Genomic DNA, 15,396 nt, shown 5'->3' with positions numbered 1-15,396 from the left:
CTCCTCGCCCCGCGCGCACGTCCGCGCGCGGGTGGCGGGCGGCGGACTGTTGACGACGGGCCGACCGGGGCAGGTGAGGGGCCGGTGGCGTTGACGGTGAAGGTGACTACGGAGGGAGGACCCCCGGTGGGCGAGTACACGACGCAGGTGGTGGTCGGGGTCGGCGGGCGCGCGGGGGTTTCCGTCGCGGAGGTCTGTGCCCTGGTCGAGGAGACGCTGCGGGGGGCCGGGCTGTCCGTGGGGGCGGTGAAGGCGCTGGCCACGGTGGACTCGAAGGCGGGCGAGGCCGGTCTCACGGGTGCGGCGGAACGTTTCGGCGTACCCCTGGTGAGCTACCCCGCCGAACGGCTGGCCGCCATCACGGTGCCGCACCCGTCGGAGGCGGCGCGCACCGCCGCCGGAACCCCCTCGGTCGCGGAGGCGGCGGCCCTCGCGGGCGGCGGGGAACTGCTCGTGCCCAAGCGGCGGTCGATGGCGGCGACCTGCGCGGTGGCCACGGCGCACGCGCACGACCTGCGCCACCACGGGGACGCGGAGGTGATCGACGCGGGATCCGCGCTGGTGGACCTGGCGGTCAACGTACGTGCGGACACACCCCCGGACTGGCTCAAGCAGCGGATCGCCGCCTCCCTCGGGGATCTCGCCGCATATCCCGACGGGCGGGCCGCCCGCGCGGCGGTAGCGGCTCGGCACGGGCTGCCGGTCGAGCGGGTGCTGCTGACGGCCGGGGCGGCGGAGGCGTTCGTCCTGATCGCCCGGGCGCTGGGAGCCGTACGGCCGGTCGTGGTGCATCCGCAGTTCACCGAGCCGGAGGCGGCCCTGCGGGACGCGGGGCACCGGGTCGAGCGCGTGGTGCTGCGGGCGGCGGACGGTTTCACGCTGGACCCGGCGGCCGTGCCCGAAGACGCGGACCTGGTGGTGATCGGCAATCCGACCAACCCGACGTCCGTGCTGCACCCGGCGGAAACCCTCTCCGCGCTGGCCCGGCCGGGCCGGATCCTGGTGGTGGACGAGGCGTTCATGGACGCGGTCCCGGGCGAGCGGGAAGCCCTGGCCGGACGGATGGACCTGCCCGGGCTCGTGGTGCTGCGGAGCCTGACCAAGACCTGGGGGCTGGCGGGGCTGCGGATCGGCTACGTGCTGGCCGAGCCCGAGGTGATCGCCGCACTGGCGGCCGCGCAACCGTTGTGGCCGGTGTCGACCCCGGCGCTGGTGGCGGCCGAGGCCTGTGTGGCTCCGGCGGCGCTGGCGGAGGCGGAGGAGGCGGCCCGGCGGATCGCGGTGGACCGGGCGCACCTGCTGGCCGGGCTCGCGGAGTTCGAGGAGGTGACGGTCGCCGGGGTGGCGGAGGGGCCGTTCGTCCTGATCCGGGTGGCGGGCGGGGCCGAGGTCCGCACCCGGCTGCGCGCCCTGGGCTTCGCCGTCCGCCGCGGGGACACCTTCCCGGGGCTGGACCACTCCTGGCTGCGGCTGGCGGTGCGCGACCGGGCGACGACGGGGCGGCTGCTCCAGGCCCTGGACCACGCCCTCGCCCTGGCCGCGCGCTGAGCGGGCGGCCAGGGCGAGCTGAGCGTGGGCTGAGCGTGAGCTGAGCCTCCAGCCCTCCACGGGACTCGCCTGACCTGCGCTCCTCACCGAGCGTCGACGACCCGCTCACCCATATGGCGCAATACGATGGCCGCGGGGGCGGGGCCGGGTGAGGATTCCCCGCATCAGCGCATGACATCGGGGGGTCCGGAATGAAGGCATCCGCGAAGATGGCCGCGGCGCTGGCCGCGCTGGCGGTCGTGGGCGGCGGGATCTACGCCGCGCCGCAGCTGTTCGGCGACGGATCGGCGCCCGCCACGGAGCAGCGGCTCGGCAAGGAGCCCGGGCAGGGCGAGGCGGACGCGCCCGAGGCCACCGCCGCGGCCCCGGCCGCGGCCGGGAGACCGTTCACGCTGGTGGCGACCGGCGACATCATCCCGTACCCGTCGATCGTCCAGCGCTCGGCGGACGACGCGGGCAAGGCCGGGGAGTACGACTTCCGAAAGATACTCGCCGGGGTCAAACCCCTGGTCTCCGCCGCCGATCTGGCGATATGCCACCACGAGATACCGTACGGGCGCCCCGGCGGCCCCTACACCGGGTATCCCACCTTCAAGGCCCCGCACCAGCTGGCGGACGCCCTCAAGGACGCCGGGTACGACAGCTGTTCCACCGCGTCGAACCACACCCTGGACGACGGCTACGAGGGCCTCGCCCGCACCCTGGAACACCTCGACCGGGTCGGTGTCCCGCATGTCGGCTCGGCCCGCAGCGCGGAGGAGGCCAAGGCCCCGGCGCTGCTCGCGGCGGGCGGGGCGAAGGTCGCCCAGCTCTCCTACACGTACGGCACGAACGGCATCCCGCTTCCCCAGGACAAGCCGTGGGCCGTCAACCTGATCGACAGGGACCGGATCATCGCCGACGCCCGGACCGCCCGGGCGGGGGGCGCGAACGTGGTCGTGGTCAGCGTCCACTGGGGTACCGAGTGGCAGACGGCGCCCGACGAGCAGCAGAAGACGCTGGCGCAGGCGCTGACCGCCTCCCGCTCGTCCGACGGCCTCCCCGACATCGATCTGATCATCGGCACGCACAACCACGTGCCCCAGCCCTACGAGAAGATCAACGGCACCTGGGTGGTCTTCGGGATGGGCGACCAGGTCGCCAGCTTCGTACCGGCCGACAAACTGCGCGGCAACCAGTCGTCGGTCCCCCGCTTCACCTTCTCCCCGGCGGCGGGCCGTCCCGGCCGCTGGGAGGTGGTGAAGGCCGAATACCTCACGCAGTACTCGGACATGGGACCGCCCTTCCGCGTCGTCTGCGCCTCCTGCGCGGCCTCGGACACCTCGCTTCCGGCGGCGAAGCGCAGCGAGTACGCGCGGATCGACCAGCAGGTCACCGAGGCCGTGATGTCACGCGGCGCGGGCGGGCAGGGCCTGGAGCACGCCACCCGCTGAACCCGTCACCGGCCGAGCAACCCCACCGCCGGGCCCGTCACCCGCCGAACCCGTCGGCCACGGGGCTCCCCGGCCACCGTGGCCCGTCGGCTCATGGGCCGTCGCCCACGAGTCGCCGGGCACGCCGCCCCTCCCCGCCCGTCACCCGTCGAGCACCCCCCTCCGTGCGCTCCTCGGGGCGGGCGCGCCGGGCGGCGGCCCGGAGCTCCCTGTCGCCCTACGAGGTCCTGCCCCGCCGGGTGATGAGGAGCGCGCCCCCGCCGATGGCGAGCAGGGTCAGGGCCCCGCCCGCAACGTAGGGAGTCAGTGAACCGCCGCCGGTCTCGGCGAGGTTGGTACCGGTGGTGCCACCGGACGTGGCGGGGCCCGAACCGGTCACCGTGCCCGTGCCCGTCGCCGTCTGGGGCTTGATCTCCGGGTCGGCGGGCGGGGTCGAGGCCGACGCCGCGCCCGCCGGGGACTCGCAGTGCGCCTCGGCGAGCACGATCTCGCCGTCGACCTTCGCCACGTTCAGGTTGAGCGGGTTCACCGCCACCTTCAGGCGGAGCGCGGCCGCGGCCGCCGTGGTGGAGGTGGTCTCCGTACCGGACAGCTCCAGTTCGATCTGACCCACGCCGGGGACGTCGACCTTGGTGGGACCACCGGCCGACAGGGTGACCTTTCTGCCGAGCGCCGTCACCTTCCCGAGGACGTTCGCGTTGGCCTGGGGCTTCTTGCCCGCCTCGCACACGACCTTGGAGGTGGCCTTCTCCACCTCGATCAGGGAGAGCAGCGGCAGCCCGGGCACGTGGACGGTGGCCTTGGCGAGGTTCGCCTCCGCCGCGGCCCGGGTCTTGTCGGCGGTCGCCTTGGAGGTGGCCACCGCGGCGTGCAGCACGCTGACCGGCTTGTTCCCCTCGACCCCGTCGAGGGTGACGTCCAGCGCGGTCTTCTCGGCCGTCGCCGGGGCACTGACCTCGTTGAGGGTCGTCTTCAGCGGGACGTGCACGGCGTTCAGCAGGCCCACGTCCAGTCCGGCGCGCAGGACGACGGCACCGGCCTTGCCCTCTCCCCCGGCCCCGCCCCCTCCCGTGGCGAAGGCGGGCGGAGCGGTGAGCAGGGCCACCGCTCCCGTGGCGACGAGGACGGCCGCGGGCATGCGGAAGGTATGGCTGTTCACGGTGGAAGAACCCCCGGGGAGTTGGGTGCCGTCGCGCCGCCGATGGGGGACATCGCGGGCGCCGACGGACTCGACCCCGGAATCTTTACGCACTGTGGGTGAACGGGGGTCAACCTGAAGCCACTTCACCCTAAAGGGTGGTTTCCGGGCGCATATTCGAATCACTTCACCTCATGAAGAACGCGAGTTCTCTCCTTTCACGGACACCCGGCCCGCGCGGTCGTCTTCAACGACCGACGGGCCACCGATGTCACGCGACGTCAACCGGGCGCCCGCGCCCGCTCAGGCCCGCACCGTGCCGTTCACGACGACCCGCAGCGGCTGCGCCAGGACCCGTACGTCGGCCCGCGGGTCGGCGGCGTACACCACGAGGTCCGCGGGCGCCCCCTCGGTCAGCCCCGGCCTGCCGAGCCACTCGCGGGCCGCCCAGGCCGTCGCGGAGAGGGCCTCGACCGGCGGGATGCCGGCCTTGACCAGTTCCGCGACCTCCGCCGCGACCAGGCCGTGCGGCAGGGAGCCGCCGGCGTCGGTGCCGACGAAGACCTCGATGCCCGCGTCGTAGGCGGCACGGACGGTGTCGTAGCGCCGTTCGTGGAGCCGGCGCATGTGCGCCGACCAGTCCGGGAACTTCGCCTCGCCGCCGGCCGCCATCTTCGGGAAGGTCGCGATGTTCACGAGCGTCGGGACGATCGCGACCCCGCGCTCCGCGAACAGCGGGATGGTGTCCTCGGTGAGGCCGGTGGCGTGTTCGACGCAGTCGATGCCCGCCTCGACCAGGTCGCGCAGCGAGTCCTCGGCGAAGCAGTGCGCCGTGACGCGGGCGCCCAGCCGGTGCGCCTCGGCGATGGCCGCCTCGACCTCGGCGCGCGGCCAGCAGGCGGCGAGGTCACCGACCTCGCGGTCGATCCAGTCGCCGACGAGCTTGACCCAGCCGTCGCCGCGCAGCGCCTCCCGGCCGACGTACTCGACGAGGTCGGCGGGCTCGATCTCGTGGGCGTAGTTGCGGATGTACCGGCGGGTGCGGGCGATGTGCCGGCCGGCCCGGATGATCTTCGGCAGGTCCTCGCGGTCGTCGATCCAGCGGGTGTCGGAGGGCGATCCGGCGTCGCGGATGAGGAGGGTGCCGGCGTCGCGGTCGGTGAGCGCCTGGCGTTCGGCGGTCTCGGCGTCGACCGGCCCGTGGGCGTCCAGGCCCACGTGGCAGTGCGCGTCGACCAGTCCGGGCAGGGTCCAGCCGGTCACCGTGGTGACCTCGCGGGCGCCGCGCGGACGCTCGTAGGAGATCCGCCCGCCGACCACCCAGAGCTCGTCGCGCACCTCGTCGGGCCCGACGAGCACGCGCCCCTTCACGTGCAGCACCTCACCCACCTCGCCCACTCCGCGCACCTCGCTCACGTCGCCCGCATCGCCCGCATCGCTCACACCCGTCACATCGCTCATGGCCGCACTGTACGCACGGGCCCCGCCGCTTCAGGAGGCGGAGAGTACGTCCAGGAGCCGGTCCACGTCCGCCTCCGTGTTGTACAGGTGGAACGAGGCCCGCAGCAGGCCCGCACGGGCCGACGTGGCGATCCCGGCCGCCTCCAGGGCGGGCTGCCGGTCGGCGAGGCCCGGCACGGAGACGATGGCGGAGTCGCCGGGGACGGGCTCGTGGCCCAGGCGGGCGATCCCGGCCCGGTATCGGGCGGCCAGGGCGGTGTCGTGGGCGTGCACGGCCTCGATGCCGATCTGCTCCAGCAGGGCCAGTGCGGGCGCGGACGCGTGGTAGGCCAGGAAGGCCGGGGACTCGTCGAACCTCCACGCTCCGTGGGCGAGTTCCGTCATCGGCCCGTAGGTGGGGTCCCCCTCGGCCACCGCCGGCACCCACCCGGCGTGCAGCGCGGTCAGCGTGTCCTGGGCCTCCCGTGACACGGTCAGGTACGAGGCTCCGCGCACGCCGAGGAGCCATTTGAAGCCGGCGGCGACCGTGTACTCGTAGGGCGAGGCGTCGAAGGGGAGCCAGCCGGCCGCCTGGGTCGCGTCCACGAGCATCCTGGCCCCGTGGGCGGTGGTCGCGGCGCGTACCGCCGCCAGGTCGGCCTTGCGTCCGTCCGCGGACTGCACGGCGCTCAGCGAGACCAGGGCGGTGTCGGGGCCGACGGCCTCGGCGACGGATTCGAGCGGGGCGAAGCGCACCTTGAGGTCGCCGCGCGCCACGAACGGGTTGATCACGGAGGAGAAATCGCCCTCGGGGCACAGCACTTCGGCGCCGGACGGGAGCGAGGCGGCGACGAGGCCGACGTGGGTGGAGACGGCCGAGCCGACGGACACCCGGTCGGTGTCCACCCCGACCAGGCGTGCGAAGGCCGCCCGGGCCCCGTTGACGCGGGCGAAGTCGCCGAAGCCGGTGGGGAGCCCGGCCCCCGCCGCCTCGGCCAGTTCCCGTACGGCCGCGACGGCGGAACGGGGGACGACCCCGCACTTGGCCGTGTTGAGGTAGGTGGTGGAGTGGGCGAACTCGGCTCGGGTCGCTTCGGGGAGCGGAAGATCCATGTCTCCAACTCTGCTCCAGGAACGACCCGAAATCCATGGCCGGGTTCCCCGGACCCACCCCGGGTAGCCCTTATGCCCGAGGGACCGCGCAGGCGCCGTCGGGCTCGCAGGCCTCGGCGGTCCCGGCCGGTTCCTCGACCTCACGCCCGGCCCACGCCTGCTCCAGGGCCCGGGTGAACACCTCGGCCGGCTGCCCGCCGGAGATCCCGTAGCGGCGGTCGAGGACGAAGAACGGCACGGCGTTCGCGCCCAGCTCGGCGGCCTCGCGCTCGTCGGCGCGGACCTCGTCGGCGTAGGCGGCTCCGTCGGCGAGGACGGCGCGGGCCTCGGCCTCGTCCAGTCCGGCCTCGACGGCGAGCGCGATCAGCACCTCGGGGTCGAAGACGGAGCGCTCCTCGCCGAAGTTGGCCAGGTAGGCGAGGTCGAGCAGCTCCTCCTGCCGGCCGCGGGCGGCGGCCAGGTGCAGCAGCCGGTGGATGTCGAAGGTGTTGCCGTGGTCGCGGCCCTCGGTGCGGTACGTGAGTCCTTCCGCGCGGGCGCTGGCGGCGACGTGCTCCTCCATGCCGCGCGCCTCGTCGAGGGTGCGGCCGTACTTCTTGGCGAGCATCTCCACGACGGGAGCGGTGACGCCCTTCGCCCCGCCCGGGTCGAGCTCGAAGGACCGGAAGACGACCTCCACCTCGTCGCGGTGCGCGAACTCGGCCAGCCCCTTGGTGAAACGGGCCTTGCCGATGTAGCACCAGGGACAGGCGATGTCGCTCCAGATTTCGACGCGCATGATCCTTTTTCTCTCCGGGTTCGGGGGGTGAAACGGTTTGCAGTTCAACCATTCACCGGCCCGTCTCATTCCCCGGACGGGGCCGGAACCCGGCCGACCTGCAGCCACAGCGTGCGGTGGGTGCCGGAGCGGGGGGCCGACGGGTCCGCGAGCCAGCCCTGGGTGGCGTAGAAGGCCTGGGCGCGGAGGTTGTGCTCGTAGACCTCCAGGCGGACCCGGCGGATTCCGGCCCGCCGCCAGGCGTCCAGGCAGGCGGCGTGCAGGGCGGCCCCGGTGCCGCGGCGCCAGTGGACGGGGTCGACGTGGAGCTGGGTGAGGGTGGTCTCCCCGTCCCGCGTACGGAACGCGGCGACCCCGGTGAGCTCACCGTCCTGCTCGGCGCAGAGCACCTCGCCCTCGGCGGCGTCCCGGGCGATGGCCCGCGACCAGCCCTCGCGGGTCCGATGGAGCTCGGCGTCGCCCAGGTAGGCCTGCTCGGGGATGTGGCCCTGGTAGTAGGTGGCGCGGGCCCGGGTGTGCAGGGCGGCGATCGCGGGGAGGTCGGCGGGCTGCGCGGCTCTGATCATGGGACTGGGAACGCGCCGGGCGCCTCGACGGTTCCCGGCGCGTCGGCCGCACGGCTTCCGTGGCTAATTCTTCAGCCACGCCGCCATCATCTTCTGGGCGATCGGGGCGGCCAGCTTCCCGCCGCCGATCTCGGAGCGGTCGGTGTCGGAGTTCTCGATCACCACGGCCACGGCGATCTGCTTGCCGTTCGACTTCCCGTAGGACGTGAACCAGGCCAGCGGAGCGAGGCTGTTGTTGACACCGCGCTGGGCGGTCCCGGTCTTGCCGCCGACCTCGGCGCCGGACACCTGGGCCGGCTTGCCGCCGCCCTCGGTGGCGACCGTACGCATGGCGTCGCGGATCATCGAGGCGGTCTTCTCGTCCATGACCTGCTGGGACTTCGGGTCCTTGAAGCTCTCCAGCACGTTGCCGCCCGCGTCGGTGACCTCGGAGACCATGTGCGGGGCGACGAGCTTGCCGTCGTTCTCGATGGCCGCCGTCACCATCGCCATCTGGAGCGGGGTGGCCTGTACGTCGAACTGGCCGATACCGGTCTGCGCGACCTGGTCGATCGACATCTTCTTCGACGGGTACTTGCTGGGCGGGTTGGTGCGGACCGGGGTGTCGATCTGCACGTTGAAGCCGAGCTTCTCGGCCGTCGCCCGCATCTTGTCCTGGCCCAGCTTGGAGGCGAGCTCGGCGAAGACGTTGTTGCAGGACAGCCGCAGGGCGGTGCGCACCGAGACGTTGTTGCAGGCCGCGGAGCCCGCCTCGCTGGGCAGCGGGGTGCGGGTGCCGGGGATCGTGTACGGGTCGGCGATCCCGGTCTGCCGGTCGATGTCGGTGACGAGTCCGTTCTCGATCGCCGCGGCGAGGGTGACCAGCTTGAACGTGGAGCCGGGCGCCTGGGGCTTGCGCAGCGCCACGTTCTCCATGGCCTTGCCCTTGTCCGCGGAGAGCGCGTCCCAGGCCTTCTTGTCGTTGGCGCCGGCGATGCTGCCCGGGTCGAAGGAGGGGTTGTTCACGACGGCGAGGATCGCGCCGGTCTTCGGGTCCAGGGCCACGGCCGCGCCCTGCTTGCCCTGGAGCGCGTCGTAGGTGGCCTTCTGGACGTCCTTGTCGATGGTGGTCAGGACGTTCCCGGGGGAGGCCCGCTTGTTGGTGAGCATGTCCATCATCGTCCGCAGTCGGCTGTCGGAGCCGTTGAGGACGTTCTTGTAGATGCCCTCCAGCAGGGTGGTGCCGTAGGCCTGGGAGCTGTAGCCCGTGATCGGTGCGTAGAGGGGGCCGTCGACGTAGGTCCGCTTGTAGCCGAAGTCCTTGCCGCCCGTCTTCTCCGAGCCGGTGATCGCCTCCCCGCCCACGATGATGTTGCCCAGCGGGTTCTCGTACTGCCCGATGAGATTCCGGCGGTTGTGCTTGTCGTCTGCGAGGGCCTGGCCTTGGTACGCCTGCACCCAGGTGACGCGGACCAACAGGGCCAGCACCAGAAGCAGACAGAAGACCGACGCACGCCTGATCGTCTTGTTCATCCCCCGGAAAGACGTCCCAGGACTCCCAGCCGTTCCGCTCTGCCCCGATTGTGGCGGGGTTCTCAGCCTTTCTTCATGATGAAGCCCCCCTCGTAGGCCGCGATGACCGCCTGGGTGCGGTCGCGGGAGCCGGTCTTGGTGAGGACCGCCGCGACGTGCGTCTTGACGGTCTGCGGTCCGACGCCGAGGCGCTCGCTCATCTCGTGGTTGGACAGCCCGGTGGCCATCAGTCGCAGTACGTCGGCCTCGCGCTCGGTGAGCCGGGCCACCCAGGCCGCCGCGGCGGGCGGAGCGCCCGCCGTGTGGGCCGCGGCGAGGGAGCGGACGGCGGCCGGGAAGAGCAGCGAGTCGCCGCGGGCAACGAGCCGGACCGCGCCGATCAGCTCGTCGGGGTCGGCCCGCTTGAGGAGGAAGCCGACGGCTCCCGCGCGCAGCGCGTCATAGACGTACGCGTCGTTCTCGAAGGTGGTGACGACCACGATCCGGGGCGGTTCGGCCATGGTGGCGAGGATCTGCCCGGTGGCCCGGATCCCGTCGATCTCGGGCATCCGGACGTCCATGAGCACCACGTCGGGAGCCAGTGAGCGGACCAGTGGAACCGCCTCGGCCCCGGTGGCCGCCTCGCCGACGACCTCCATGTCGGCCTCGGCCTCCAGGATGACCCGCAGCGCGGTGCGGACCATCCGCTCGTCATCGCAGAGCACGATGCGCAGCGGCGGCCGCGGCGCGGGGGCGGGCGCGGGAGGAGGGGTCGGCGCGGGCGCGGTCACAGGTCCTCCCCGGCGAGCGGGAGGACGGCCCGCAGCCGCCACCGGTCCCCGTGCGGGCCGGCCTCGACGCTGCCGCCGAGCAGCGCGGCCCGTTCCGCGCAGCCGCGCAGTCCGCGGCCCCCGGTGGTGCGGGTCTCCCGGTCCTCGGCGGGAGCCGCCGGCGGATTGGTCATGGTGATCTCCAGTTCACGGTGTGCGGTGCCGGGGCCTGCCTGTACGCGGATCCGCAGATCCACCGGGCCGGCGCCGTGGCGCAGGGCGTTGGTGAGGCCCTCCTGGACGATCCGGTACGCCTCGCGGGAGGCGATCGCCGGGAGGGCGTCCCAGTCCCCCGCGGGTCCGGGGTCCTGGTGTGCGGTGACGGTGGTTCCGGCGGCCCGGGTACGGGCCAGCAGCCCGCCGAGGTCGGCGGCGAGGGTGGGTGCGGGCGCGGCGTCCGGCCGGGCCGGGTCCCCGTCCCGCAGCAGGCCCAGTACGGCGTCGAGCTCGCCCACCGTCCGCCGCGTGGTGTCCTCGATCGCGGTCAGCGCCTCCCGTACGAAGGCGGGGTCGCGCTCCAGCATCCGCCGGGCGGCGGCCGCCTGGAGGGTGACGGCGCTCAGCGCGTGCCCGACGGCGTCGTGCAGCTCCCGGGCCAGCCGGTTGCGCACGGCCAGGTCGGCGGCCCGCTCCTCGGCCGCGGCCAGCCGGTCCGCGGCCGTGGGCCCGAGCAGTACGGGCGCGGTCCCGGCCAGCAGCTTCCCGGCCCCGACCGCGCACAGGGTGAGCCCGGCCAGCAGCCCGATCCCGACCAGGGGGGCGATGTACGGGCCGGCGTCCGTTGCGAACCAGCCGTAGGTCAACTGGACGTCCCTCATCCGCCCCACGACCGGCGCCGCGATCAGCATGACCGCCATCGGCGGTACCGCGAGGGTCATTCCGCTGATCAGCGCGCCGATCCCCAGGTGCAGGGTCCACCAGGCCGAGGCCCGCCCCCGTGCGGCCCAGGACTTCGCCGGACCGTCGGCCAGCCGCTCCCCCGGCACCTCGCACATGGCTCGTGCGGCGGTCACCGACATCGGCCGGACCAGACCGAACATCCCCGTGACGGCGACGAGGGGCAGGGAGGCGGCATAGGCGACGAGGGTCAGCGAGCCGGAGTTGAGTGCGTTGACCCCGCCCGCGACGACGCCGACCACCACCTGCGTGAGCAGGAAGTACGGCATCAGCAGGGCGCCGCCGAGGATCAGGTGCACCCAGCGCCACCGGTCCCGCGCGCCCAGCGGCCGGTTCACCCCGGGCGGCGGGTGGTCAGGAACCGTATGAGGACGGTACCGGTGAGCAATCCGGTGATCATCTGGCCAGCGTAGATCAACAGCGTGGGGGCGGTGGGGCCTTCGCCGCCGTCCAGCTGTGGTCCCAGCGAGGCGATCATCATCCAGGCCCCCCAGCTGAGCGTCGCCGCCGCGCCGATCCAGGCGAGAGCGAGCGGCCACCGCGCCCGGAGCGTCCCGCCACGGGCCAGGAGCAGGGCCCCCGCTCCGGCGGCGAGCGCGCACACCGCGTGGACCGCGGACACCACGGCCGTGTCGGCGCAGTACGCGGCCGCCCGCTCCGCGCCCAGGCCGGCGGGGCCGCCGCAGGCCCAGTACGCCAGCACCCCCGCCACCGTCAGGCCGACGGCCGCCGCGGCTGCCGCCACCACCCCCGTGGACGACGGCAGCCGCTCGCCCGTCACCCCCCGCCATGCCTGCCCCCAGCGCTTGCGCGCATAGGGCACGAACAGAGCGGCCAGGGCGAGTCCTTGGACCGTGAATCCGGTGTAGACGACGTGGAACACCCAGGGGTCCAGGAAGGGCTCCCGCGCCGCCCCCGCGGCGGGTTCCGTCCCGAAGCCGAGTGTCCGTACGAGGAGTTGGCCCGGGAAGCCGAGCAGGATCGGGGTCAGCAGCCCGGAGGCCACGAACACCGGGACGGTCAGCAGCGGGCCCGGTACCCGTATGCCCCACGGCCTGGTGAGCACCAGCACGAGCAGGATCACGCAGGCGTCCATGGCCAGCGTGACGGAATTGGCCGCGATGAGGAACGGGCCCGGCTCCCGCAGCACGCTGCCCTCGGGTATCCCGAGGTGACTCCCGCACACCCAGACCGTCTTGAGCCCCAGATACGGCACGGTGGCGGCCAGGGCCACCGCCCGCAGGATCCGTCGCCCGGTCCCCGGGCGGGAGGGCGACGGCCGCTTCACGTCCGTCAGGTCACTCGGGTGCCTCTCGCGCGTGTTCATGACTCAACGGTCGCGGCTGCGCGGCCCCGCCACCTCCCCCTTGAAGGGGAACCGTCTCCCCCACGTGGGGGAGGAACCATGCCCGCCCCGGCGCCTGCGGCCCTGCGCCTCGCGCCCCGCGGCCCGTCGCCCCGCGGCCCGTCGCCCCGCGGCCCGTCACCCCGCGCCCCGTCACATGCGCCGCGTCACCACCGACAGCCGGTCCCTCGCCTCGAACAGCGCCGCCTTGATGACCTGCTCGTGCTCCCCCGTCAGCCGGGCCACCGGCACCGAGCAGCTCACCGCGTCCCGGGCCGGCGTCCGGTACGGCACGGCCACCCCGAAGCAGCGCAGCCCGAGCGTGTTCTCCTCCCGGTCCACCGCGTACCCCTGCTCCCGCACCAGCGCCAGCTCCTCGATCAGCTGCTCCCGGTCGGTGACCGTGTGCTCGGTGACCGCCTCCAGCCGCCGCGGCAGCAGCCCCCGTACCTCCTGGTCCGTGTGCGTGGCCAGCAGGGCCTTGCCCAGCGCCGTCGAGTGCACGGGCAGCCGCCGCCCGACCCGGGTGAAGGGGCGCAGGTAGTGCTGGGACTGCCGGGTGGCGAGGTAGACCACGCTCGTGCCGTCCAGCCGGGCCAGGTGGATGGTCTCCGTCGTGTCGTCGGAGAGCCGGTCCAGCGTGGGCCGGGCGGCCGCGACCACCTCGTCGCCGTCGATGTACGAACTGCCGACCAGCAGGGCCCGTACGCCGATGCCGTACCGGGTGCCCGTCGCGTCCGTCTCCACCCACCCCAGGTTCACCAGGGTCCGCAGCAGCATGTAGAGGCTGGACTTGGGCAGGGAGAGGTCGTTCTGGATGTCGGCCAGGCTGTGCAGCCCCGGGCGCGCCGCGAAGTGCTCCAGCAGCAGGACGGTCCGCACCGCCGATTTGACGGGCGCCGCCTGGGCAGGGATCCCCGACTCGGTCGTCGTCATACGCCTGCTTCCCCTCTGATCGCCTCTTGTCACGCCGAGGACGCGGAAATAGAGTCCACGACAGATGTGATCATTCATCCACCGGAACCGCGTTCAGAATACTGAACGATCCAGGAGGCAGTGGGCCATGACAACGACACCAGTCTGGAGTGTGGACCCCCGCACCGGGAAGCAGCGCGAACAGGTTGCGGTGGAGGCCACACCCCGCGAGGTGGACGAAGCCGTACGGGCCGCCCACGCCGCCCGTGGCCCGCTCGCCGACGCCACCGTGCGCGCCGCCTTCCTACGCGCCGCCGCCGCACTGCTCGACGAGGCCGCGGCCCATGTGATCGAGGCCGCCGACGCCGAGACCGCGCTCGGCCCGGGCCGGCTCACCGGCGAACTGGCCCGCACCACCGGCCAGCTGCGCGCCTTCGCCGACGCCGTGGACGCCGGGGCCTACCTCGACATCCGGATCGACCGCGCCGACCCCTCCCTCAGCCCGCCGCGCCCCGAACTGCGCCGCTACAAGGTCCCGCTGGGCGTGGTGGCGGTCTACGCCGCCTCCAACTTCCCGCTCGCCTTCTCCGTCCCCGGCGGGGACACCGCGAGCGCGCTCGCCGCCGGCTGCCCGGTGGTCGTCAAGGCGCACCCCGACCACCCCGCCACCTCCGAGCTGTGCGCCTCGCTGCTGCGCCGCGCCGCGGTCCTGACCGGGCTCCCGGCCGAGGTGGTGAGCGTGATCCACGGGTTCGACGCGGGCCTGGAGCTGATCCGCCACCCCCTGGTGGCGGCCGCCGGATTCACCGGTTCCATCCGGGGCGGGCGGGCTCTGTTCGACGCGGCCGCCGCCCGGCCCGTACCCATTCCCTTTCACGGCGAACTGGGCTCCCTCAACCCCGTCGTGGTCACGCCGGCGGCCGCGGCCGAACGCGCCGAGGAGATCGGCACCGGGCTCGCGGGCTCCGTCACCCTCGGCGTCGGCCAGTTCTGCGTGAAGCCCGGCCTGGTCCTGGTCCCCGAGGGCGCGGACGGCGACCGGGTGACCGGCGAGCTCACCAAGGCCCTCGGGGAGACCGAGCCCGGGGTGCTGCTCGACCACCGGATGCGGGAGAACTTCGTCGCCGGGGTACGCGAACGGGCCGCGCTGCCCGGCGTCGACGCACCCGTGACCCCCGGTTCCGGCGGCGAACACACCGTCGGGGCGGGCTACCTGACCGTACGGGCCGAGCACCTCCTGGAGGGAGGCGCGTACGAGGTTCTCCTGGAGGAGTGCTTCGGTCCGGTCACCGTCGTCGTGCGGTACGCCGACCAGGGCGAGGCGGGCGCGGTGCTCGGGCTCCTCGGCGGGAACCTGAGCGCAACCCTCCAGCTGTCGGCCGCCGAGACCGAAGGCGCGCCGGGCCCGGCCGCCGAGCTGATCGGGCAGGTCACCGGGCTGGCGGGGCGGATCGTCGTCAACGGCTGGCCGACCGGGGTCGCGGTGGCCCCGGCCCAGCACCACGGCGGCCCCTACCCGGCGGCCACCTCGCACTCCACCTCGGTGGGCGGCACCGCGATCGAGCGCTGGCTGCGGCCGGTGGCCTACCAGTCCGTGCCGGACGCGCTCCTTCCGGCGGAGCTGCGCGAGGCCAACCCGCTGAAGCTGCCGCGCCAGGTCACCGGGGGCTGAGCGGAACACGCGCCGCGCTCCGGCAGCCGGTACGACCACCGCAACCACCACCGGCGCCACCACCGGCACCGCAGAAGGGGCCCGGCTCCTCAGCCCCGGCCCACCATGCGACCCGAGCGGCCGCCTTCCCGACCCCGGGAGGGCGGCCGCCTTCCGTATGCGACACCCCCTCCCCGTGTGGCGCTCCGTCACCTGCACCCACATGGATGCCTCGGGCTACTTTGCCGCCG

General features: G+C 73.7%; 13 protein-coding genes. 3 read left to right on the top strand and 10 right to left on the bottom strand.

Annotation, left to right across the window (positions count from 1 at the left end; genetic code table 11):
- Window positions 1-126 precede the first annotated feature (126 nt).
- Complete coding sequence (gene cobC, locus Sspor_RS31440; RefSeq protein ID WP_237404115.1) at window positions 127-1,548, top strand: Rv2231c family histidinol phosphate aminotransferase CobC; 1,422 nt, start codon at window positions 127-129, stop codon at window positions 1,546-1,548.
- Between the two features lie 191 nt (window positions 1,549-1,739).
- Window positions 1,740-2,981, top strand: coding sequence for a CapA family protein (locus tag Sspor_RS31435; RefSeq protein WP_237404114.1), 1,242 nt, complete (start codon window positions 1,740-1,742; stop codon window positions 2,979-2,981).
- A 217-nt stretch (window positions 2,982-3,198) separates the two neighbouring features.
- Here Sspor_RS31435 and Sspor_RS31430 read toward each other — a convergent pair whose 3' ends face one another.
- The 10 genes from Sspor_RS31430 to Sspor_RS31385 all read right to left on the bottom strand — a co-directional run bounded on the left by Sspor_RS31430 (window position 3,199) and on the right by Sspor_RS31385 (window position 13,515).
- The gene (locus tag Sspor_RS31430) at window positions 3,199-4,140 is read right to left on the bottom strand and encodes an SCO1860 family LAETG-anchored protein (protein ID WP_202202110.1); all 942 of its coding nucleotides are present in this window, start codon (window positions 4,138-4,140) and stop codon (window positions 3,199-3,201) included.
- A 282-nt stretch (window positions 4,141-4,422) separates the two neighbouring features.
- The gene (locus Sspor_RS31425) at window positions 4,423-5,499 is read right to left on the bottom strand and encodes an amidohydrolase family protein (protein WP_372499814.1); all 1,077 of its coding nucleotides are present in this window, start codon (window positions 5,497-5,499) and stop codon (window positions 4,423-4,425) included.
- A 111-nt stretch (window positions 5,500-5,610) separates the two neighbouring features.
- Window positions 5,611-6,672, bottom strand: coding sequence for an aminotransferase class V-fold PLP-dependent enzyme (locus Sspor_RS31420; protein WP_202202109.1), 1,062 nt, complete (start codon window positions 6,670-6,672; stop codon window positions 5,611-5,613).
- A gap of 70 nt (window positions 6,673-6,742) precedes the next feature.
- On the bottom strand, window positions 6,743-7,450 hold the full coding sequence (locus Sspor_RS31415) for a DsbA family oxidoreductase (protein ID WP_202202108.1): 708 nt from the start codon (window positions 7,448-7,450) through the stop codon (window positions 6,743-6,745).
- Window positions 7,451-7,515: 65 nt separating this feature from the next.
- Window positions 7,516-8,016 (bottom strand): GNAT family N-acetyltransferase, encoded by a 501-nt coding sequence (locus tag Sspor_RS31410; protein WP_202202107.1) that lies wholly within the window; start codon window positions 8,014-8,016, stop codon window positions 7,516-7,518.
- A gap of 63 nt (window positions 8,017-8,079) precedes the next feature.
- The gene (locus Sspor_RS31405) at window positions 8,080-9,528 is read right to left on the bottom strand and encodes a peptidoglycan D,D-transpeptidase FtsI family protein (protein ID WP_202202106.1); all 1,449 of its coding nucleotides are present in this window, start codon (window positions 9,526-9,528) and stop codon (window positions 8,080-8,082) included.
- 62 nt (window positions 9,529-9,590) lie between these two features.
- Window positions 9,591-10,298 (bottom strand): response regulator transcription factor, encoded by a 708-nt coding sequence (locus Sspor_RS31400; RefSeq protein ID WP_372499616.1) that lies wholly within the window; start codon window positions 10,296-10,298, stop codon window positions 9,591-9,593.
- The gene (locus tag Sspor_RS31395) at window positions 10,295-11,503 is read right to left on the bottom strand and encodes a sensor histidine kinase (RefSeq protein ID WP_202203987.1); all 1,209 of its coding nucleotides are present in this window, start codon (window positions 11,501-11,503) and stop codon (window positions 10,295-10,297) included. The genes Sspor_RS31400 and Sspor_RS31395 overlap by 4 nt, the downstream gene beginning before the upstream one ends.
- A 65-nt stretch (window positions 11,504-11,568) precedes the next feature.
- Window positions 11,569-12,561, bottom strand: coding sequence for a hypothetical protein (locus tag Sspor_RS31390; protein ID WP_237404113.1), 993 nt, complete (start codon window positions 12,559-12,561; stop codon window positions 11,569-11,571).
- A 171-nt stretch (window positions 12,562-12,732) separates the two neighbouring features.
- Window positions 12,733-13,515 (bottom strand): IclR family transcriptional regulator, encoded by a 783-nt coding sequence (locus tag Sspor_RS31385; protein ID WP_202202105.1) that lies wholly within the window; start codon window positions 13,513-13,515, stop codon window positions 12,733-12,735.
- 127 nt (window positions 13,516-13,642) lie between these two features.
- On the opposite strand from Sspor_RS31385, the gene Sspor_RS31380 reads away from it, so the two are divergent.
- Entirely contained in the window at window positions 13,643-15,166 is a 1,524-nt protein-coding gene (locus Sspor_RS31380; RefSeq protein WP_202202104.1) for an aldehyde dehydrogenase (NADP(+)), read from the top strand.
- Window positions 15,167-15,396 lie beyond the last annotated feature (230 nt).

This window comes from Streptomyces spororaveus (genome assembly GCF_016755875.1).
GTDB classification, from domain to species: domain Bacteria; phylum Actinomycetota; class Actinomycetes; order Streptomycetales; family Streptomycetaceae; genus Streptomyces; species Streptomyces spororaveus.
The sequence above is the reverse complement of the archived record's forward strand: the minus strand, read 5'-3'. Positions and strand labels throughout refer to the sequence as shown.